This is a genomic window from Paenibacillus sp. P4_A7 (assembly GCF_056402455.1).
On the sequence record NZ_JBFUHJ010000296.1, the window covers coordinates 1 to 6,886 of the forward strand.

Below are 6,886 nucleotides of genomic sequence, written 5' to 3' on the forward strand. Positions count from 1 at the left end.
GCTCACAAGTAAATATTTTAAGCTGTCCTTGAATCGCTCCGCTGTTTTAGCAAGCTTCCCGCCAATCGCCGGTATTTTATTCAACAACTGCTGCAATTCATCTTTTGCTTTCTGGTAATGACGATCCGTACGAATTTTCCCCAAGTATTGATGCAAGGCACCTACGTTTGGAGCAATCGACATTTCATTATCATTAAGGATAACGATCATATCCTTTTGTTCATGACCAATATGATTCAATGCTTCTAAGGCCATGCCTCCAGTGAGAGCGCCATCACCGATAACAGCTACAACTCGGTTGCTCTCGCCTTTCAAATCACGAGCAAGCGCCATCCCCATAGCAGCAGATAATGATGTGCTGCTGTGACCGGCTTCCCAAACATCGTGCTCACTCTCAGAGCGCTTCACGAATCCGCATAATCCTTTATATTCACGCAAAGTATCAAAGCGGTCTTTACGACCTGTTAAAATTTTATGAACATATGATTGGTGACCTACGTCAAAAACAAATTTGTCATCGGGACTATTAAATAAATAATGCATGGCTAGGGTCAATTCAACGACTCCCAAATTGGAAGCAAGATGACCACCTGTAACGGAAAGCTTTTCAATAAGAAACTGACGAATATCCACTGCCAGCTGCTCCAACTGAGTGGTTGTCAAAGCTTTCAAATCTTGAGGTCCGTTTATCTGGTCAAGCAGCACGTTACTTTCCTCACTTTCGTGGACAGCCTTTTGCAGCTGCCCTCTGAACATATACATTTTTCCTAGTATAGCATACCGAAATATATTTCCCAACTAATTTGATAATGGCTTGTTCGATCAATGATCGCGTTTCACTAAAAAATCTGCAATTTCCAACAGACGCTCCGGCGCTTGAAAATCCGCTTCCAATATGGCCGATTTGGCTTCCTGGGTAAGCAGCTCTACCTGAGTCTTGCTTTGCTCCAGACCTATAAGAAAAGGATAAGTTACCTTATTTTGTTCAACATCACTATTTGTTTTCTTTCCTAGCTTTTTCTCGTCACCGACCAAATCCAAAATATCATCTTGAATTTGAAAAGCTAGCCCAAGGTTGCGACCGTAACGAGTAAGTAATTCAAGCTGCTTAGGACTTGCACCGCCAATACGCCCGCCAGCGGTCACTGAAAATACGACTAAATCACTTGTTTTATGAAGATGAATATATTCTAATTCATCAATGGAGGTAATGCCTTGCTCTCCTAACATGTCAGCAACTTGTCCGCCTACCATGCCAGGTGCTCCAGCAAGCCTTGCCAAATCTTCCACGATGGCTAAGGAAATCTCTGCACTTACGCCCGATAGGCGCGACACTTGAGGTATCAGGTGAAAAGCATGAGTCAGCAGTGCATCACCGGCTAAAATAGCCATTGCTTCGCCAAACACTTTATGATTAGTTGGCTTCCCTCTACGGAAGTCATCGTTATCCATTGCCGGCAAATCATCATGAATAAGGGAATAAGTGTGAATATATTCTACTGCACAAGCAATCGGTATAGCCGCATTCCAAGCTTCTACCTTGCCTGCCACTGCTTGAGCAGCAGTAAGTACAAATGCTGGCCGCAGCCTTTTGCCGCCTGCCTCGAGCGAATAGTTCATTGCTTCTCGAAGTCTTGCTGGAACGTCCCAATTCTCAGAAAGGGATTGTTTAAGTGAAGCTTCCGTCAATTCCACACATTGAGCCAAATACGCTTCTATTGCCAACCTGTCGTTCAAGCTTATTCCCCTTTATCATCGTTTACAGGTGAAAACGGTTTTTTCTGAAATCCCTGCTCCGATTCGATGAGCAATTCAATTTTCTGTTCTACTTGCTCGAGCTTACCGCCGCAAAGTTGAGAAAGCTTCATACCTTCTTGAAATAATTCGATTGCGGTCTCTAATGGCACATCACCGTTCTCAAGCTTGGCAACAATTAAATCCAATCGCTCCATCGCTTGCTCAAAACTTAGCTCGTTATTATTTGTTGCTTCCATCGGCGCTTTCTCCTCTCAATGACCTGACTTGACAATCTATTTGACCGTCTGACATTTTAACTTGAATGTTGTCGCCCTGTTGTACATCTGAGACCGATTTAATTAAACGTTTCTCGTCTGCATCATAAACTAAGCTGTACCCTCGGGACATGACCTTGAGCGGACTCAAAGCATCAAGCTGTCCTATCGTTCCATAAAGCTTAAGCTTACGTTCTTTCATGATCGAATTCATTGCTTGTTCAAGTTGACGGGATGTTGATTGCCATCGCTTTGCTGCAAATGCTACACGCTCACCGGGATGATGTCCTGCAAGCACTCTTTGCACTCGTGCTAATTTTGATTGGCCACCCTCTGTTACCCGCTGCATGCGCTGCACGAGCTGCTCTTGCAAACGATCAAGACGCTGCGCCTGCTCAAGCAAATATTTGCGAGGATACATAAAGAAAGGTGAGCGTCTAATACGCTGTAGCTGCTCCTTATCCTCCCGGACACGGAAACGAATAGCTTGTATAAGTCTTTGCTCCTGCCGTTTGAGCTGTAGCTGTAGTTCAACTATATTAGGAACAGCGAGCTCAGCCGCAGCCGTTGGAGTTGCTGCCCTCAGGTCGGCTACGAAATCTGCCACTGTGAAATCCGTCTCATGGCCAACAGCACTAATGATTGGAATATCAGATGCAGCTATACTTCGTGCAACTGCTTCCTCATTAAATGCCCAAAGCTCCTCAAGCGACCCGCCGCCGCGCCCTACAATTAATACGTCAACCTCGCCAAAACGATTCATTGCTTCTATCGCTTTGACAATAGCAGGTGCTGCTTGCGTTCCCTGAACTAAAACGGGATACACATACACAGGCATTGATGGGTACCGTCGTTGTATGGTGATGATTATGTCGCGCACTGCGGCACCTGTAGCCGAAGTAATGACACCAATTGCACGCGGAAATCGTGGAATCGGGCGTTTGCGCGATTCAGCGAAAAGCCCTTCAGCTTCTAGCTTGCTTTTCAACTGCTCAAAAGCGAGGTACAAGCTGCCGAGTCCATCTGGCTGCATCGCAGTAGCGTAGAATTGATAATTGCCATCCCGTTCGTAGACCGAAATATTACCCCTTGCGATAACTTTCGTACCTTCTCGCGGCATAAAAGGCAGACGTTGATTGTGCGAAGCGAACATGATACATTTCAAGCGACTATCGCTATCTTTCAACGTGAAATACATATGACCGCTTGAATGGTGTGTAAAATTCGATATTTCTCCCCGAATCCACACATCCCCAAGCAATGAATCCGATTCAAACTTCATTCGGATATATTTGTTAAGTTCTTTTATAGAAAAAACGCGAGGTTGTCCTGCCATTCAAACGTCACTCCTAGATTCCGTTTGCCCGCTTTGCTGCTGTTATCGTGTTCTTCATCAGCATCGTGATTGTCATCGGTCCAACACCGCCAGGAACAGGCGTTATAAAGCCAGCCGTATCTAAGCAGTCATCAAAATCGACATCGCCAGCCAGTTTTCCGTCAGCTAAACGATTAATACCTACATCAATAACAATAGCTCCTGGTTTAACGAACCTTTTGTCGATTGCTTTAGCTTTGCCGATAGCCACAACTAGAATATCAGCTTGTTTAGCAAGCTCCTCCATATTTGCTGTACGCGAATGACAAATCGTAACCGTTGCATTTTCACGAAGAAGAAGCATAGCTACAGGCTTGCCAACAATGTTGCTTCTCCCAATGATAACAGCATGCTTTCCTGAAATATCAACACCGCTGCGTTTGATAAGCTCAATAACGCCCGCAGGCGTGCATGGCAGCAAGCTATCATCACCGATAACTAAATTTCCAACACTTTCAGGATGGAACCCGTCAACATCTTTGGAAACAGCAATAGCATCAATAACAGCTTTCTCGTTAATATGCTTCGGCAAAGGCAATTGTACTAAAATACCATTAATTGATGATTGATTGTTCAGTTGATCGATAACGGCCAGCAATTCCTCTTCACTTGTTGTCGCGGCTAAACGATGTACTTCTGAATAAAAACCTAATTGCTGACAAGCCTTCTCTTTAGAACCCACATACACCTTCGAAGCAGGGTCTTCCCCTACTAAAACAACTGCTAATCCAGGCACTATCCCTTTTTCTCTTAAGGCTGCAGTTTCCGTAATCATTTCCTCACGTATAAGGTCAGATATTTTTTTACCTTCAATGATTTGTGCGCACATAGCTCCAGTCTCCTTTTGCATCGTAATATGTAATGACATTCCGATGCTTTTTCTATGATTTCAGTTCGTCTACTCCGAGTAGCAATTTACCAAGTACACCGTTTACGAATTTACCTGATTCTTCTGTACCAAAATGCTTTGCAAGCTCGATAGCTTCATTGATTGTAGCTTTCGGCGGTACGTCATCACGGAAAACCATCTCGTAGCATGCAAGTCTAAGCACTTGACGATCTACACGCGACAAACGATCAACCTGCCAGCCAGTCAAAAACTGCTGAAGCATACCGTCAATAGCTTGTCTATGTTCCATTACACCATAAACAAGCTCGCGAGCGAACTCATCCGTGCTTCCGATTTCTGAAGGGTCAGCACCTATTTCATTATCTTGACGCAGTTCTTCCATAAGCATATCCACTGCATCAGCAGCTGAGACTTCATTCATTTCCATCTGATACAGGCTTGATACTGCTATTTCTCGTGCTAATCTTCGTTTCATGTGACCTCCGCGGCAGCTATATTGCCAATTAAATTGAATTTTACCATACGTTAAAAGCTTCCTTCCTCTGTTGGAGGAAGACGTTTCAAAAAAACCTATGATCTCCTCCCTGCCCCGAATAAGCGGCTATCCGGATTCCGGAGTACGGAGGAGACCACAGGTTCATTTAAACGGTCGAAATCTTTCGAGCAACGAATACCAAATCCGTTGTATTGGCAATAGGGGTTCGTTTCCTAATTCCTTCTGCTTGCCGACCCAATAACCGGCAGCTACAAGGAGCGCAATAAAGACCATGTCCCAAAACCCGACAAACAAATAGATAAGCCCGAAAAACAATCCTGTTGCAGCACCTGCTGCTCGTTTCCCATAGGATGCCCAGAATTCCCTCCACATCAGCAAACTCACCTCTATTCCACGCGACTCTTGAACGTGCCAGTTTGAATGATGTTAGCGATGAAGACAGCTACATTCATAACAGGTATCCCTGTAATTTCCTCAATATGTTCCTTGACAGAACGTTGAACTTCTTCCGTTAGTACAGGAATGGAGCTCTCACCATCCACAACAGCACGTAAAACGATATCAAGACCTGCGTCAGTCGCTCTAATACGTGCGCGCAAATCCTTAACACCACGTTGGCGGGATGCTGCTTTAAGTGCTAAATTCTCGATTGTTTCCATTGAAATACGGATATCTCCAAAGTCTGTTCGCTGGTCAATCGACGGTGCAGACGCTGATCCACGGTGAAGTGAAACGATAAAAAAACGTAAGCTCAATAAAAAAAGAACAACACCTAATGCAGCTATTGTATATTGCAAGGAATCGAGGCGATATAAATCACCTATCAGATCAGCTATAAGATCTTTTGAAATCCCACCGAAACCTAAAATAATTAGGAATATGGATACGCATCCGATTACGATGCTATATAGAAACAAAAGCAGCTTGTCTACGACTTTAATCAACGTAGTGCCTCCTCCTGTCATGCCGAATGAAAACCCCCTAGTGCCGAGCGGCATGCCCAATCACGAGGGGGTTGTACGGAATTCAATTAATGATTGATTCTTTATTTAACTCGGTTTTGCTGGTCTTCTTCATCTGGTTTTTCTGCTGTCTTGAAATGTACATCGTGAATATGTACGTTTACTTCAACAACATGCAAACCTGTCATCATTTCGATCGAACGTTTCACATTACGTTGAATTTCCGAAGCGACCTCCGGAATACGATTGCCATATTCAACAATAATGGATACATCAACCGCAGCTTCACGCTGACCAACCTCAACCTTGACACCCTTGGATAGATTTTTCCGGCCAAGAAGTTCTGCGATTCCACCTGCAAATCCGCCGCTCATTCCAGCAACGCCATCCACTTCAACCGCAGCTAATCCAGCGATTACTTCGATTACTTCGGGTGCAATTTGAATAGTACCCATGTCCGTTTTCTCATACTCCGCAGCGATTATACTCATGATGGTTGTACACCTCCTTAAAGTTGCGCGTACCCAGCATCTAGGCCGAGCAATAGACCGCATCTTGTTAATATACTATATCATTCGTCAGTAATTATGACAAACAATACTAGTTGTTCACAGCTTTGTCGTAATCTTATTCGGGAGCGTTAATATCATAATCCTCTAGGAACTTGATATCAAAATTTCCATCGATGAATTTAGAGTGATTCAGCAGCTTTAAATGGAACGGAATCGTCGTCTTAATTCCTTCTATAGCAAACTCTGACAATGCTCTCTTCATCCTAGCAATTGCTTCCTCGCGCGTCGCGCCCCACACGATCAGCTTTGCAATCATGGAGTCATAATGCGGTGAAATCGTGTACCCAGGATAGACTGCACTATCCACACGTACTCCAGCTCCGCCCGGTGGTAAGTAAAATGGAATATGACCCGGAGAAGGCATGAAATTACGTTCAGAGTCTTCCGCATTGACGCGGCACTCAATTGACCAGCCGTTAATCTTCAAATCACTTTGCGAGAATGACAATGGATTGCCTTCTGCTACTGAAATCATCTCTTTTATTAAATCCACATTCGTGATCATCTCCGTTACGGGATGCTCAACCTGAATGCGAGTATTCATTTCCATGAAATAAAAATTGCCGTCTGGTCCAAGCAAAAACTCAAGCGTACCGGCCCCAGAGTAGTTAACCGCAAG

10 protein-coding genes are annotated in these 6,886 nt (G+C 44.3%); all 10 read right to left on the bottom strand.

The genetic code is table 11. The features are described from left to right. On the bottom strand, positions 1-756 hold a 756-nt coding region (locus tag AC1DWN_RS24125; RefSeq protein WP_477561439.1), incomplete at its 3' end, for a 1-deoxy-D-xylulose-5-phosphate synthase N-terminal domain-containing protein. Positions 757-822: 66 nt separating this feature from the next. Then, complete coding sequence (locus AC1DWN_RS24130; RefSeq protein ID WP_477561440.1) at positions 823-1,737, bottom strand: polyprenyl synthetase family protein; 915 nt, start codon at positions 1,735-1,737, stop codon at positions 823-825. A 2-nt stretch (positions 1,738-1,739) separates the two neighbouring features. Next, the gene (gene xseB, locus AC1DWN_RS24135) at positions 1,740-1,994 is read right to left on the bottom strand and encodes an exodeoxyribonuclease VII small subunit (RefSeq protein ID WP_477561441.1); all 255 of its coding nucleotides are present in this window, start codon (positions 1,992-1,994) and stop codon (positions 1,740-1,742) included. Further along, positions 1,978-3,348, bottom strand: coding sequence for an exodeoxyribonuclease VII large subunit (xseA, locus tag AC1DWN_RS24140; protein WP_477561442.1), 1,371 nt, complete (start codon positions 3,346-3,348; stop codon positions 1,978-1,980). The genes xseB and xseA overlap by 17 nt, the downstream gene beginning before the upstream one ends. A 13-nt stretch (positions 3,349-3,361) precedes the next feature. Next, entirely contained in the window at positions 3,362-4,216 is an 855-nt protein-coding gene (gene folD, locus AC1DWN_RS24145) for a bifunctional methylenetetrahydrofolate dehydrogenase/methenyltetrahydrofolate cyclohydrolase FolD (protein ID WP_477561443.1), read from the bottom strand. Positions 4,217-4,268: 52 nt separating this feature from the next. Next, positions 4,269-4,712 (bottom strand): transcription antitermination factor NusB, encoded by a 444-nt coding sequence (gene nusB, locus AC1DWN_RS24150; RefSeq protein ID WP_477561444.1) that lies wholly within the window; start codon positions 4,710-4,712, stop codon positions 4,269-4,271. A 162-nt stretch (positions 4,713-4,874) separates the two neighbouring features. Then, positions 4,875-5,105 carry a DUF2273 domain-containing protein gene (locus AC1DWN_RS24155; protein ID WP_477561445.1) on the bottom strand — a complete coding sequence of 77 codons (231 nt, stop codon included), beginning with the start codon at positions 5,103-5,105 and terminating at the stop codon, positions 4,875-4,877. Positions 5,106-5,119: 14 nt separating this feature from the next. Continuing rightward, positions 5,120-5,677, bottom strand: a complete 558-nt coding sequence (gene amaP, locus AC1DWN_RS24160) for an alkaline shock response membrane anchor protein AmaP (protein ID WP_477561446.1) — start codon at positions 5,675-5,677, stop codon at positions 5,120-5,122. A gap of 101 nt (positions 5,678-5,778) precedes the next feature. After that, positions 5,779-6,186 carry an Asp23/Gls24 family envelope stress response protein gene (locus AC1DWN_RS24165; protein ID WP_477561447.1) on the bottom strand — a complete coding sequence of 136 codons (408 nt, stop codon included), beginning with the start codon at positions 6,184-6,186 and terminating at the stop codon, positions 5,779-5,781. Between the two features lie 136 nt (positions 6,187-6,322). Further along, positions 6,323-6,886 (bottom strand): ATP-binding protein (locus AC1DWN_RS24170; protein WP_477561448.1); only part of this gene is annotated, 564 nt, incomplete at its 5' end.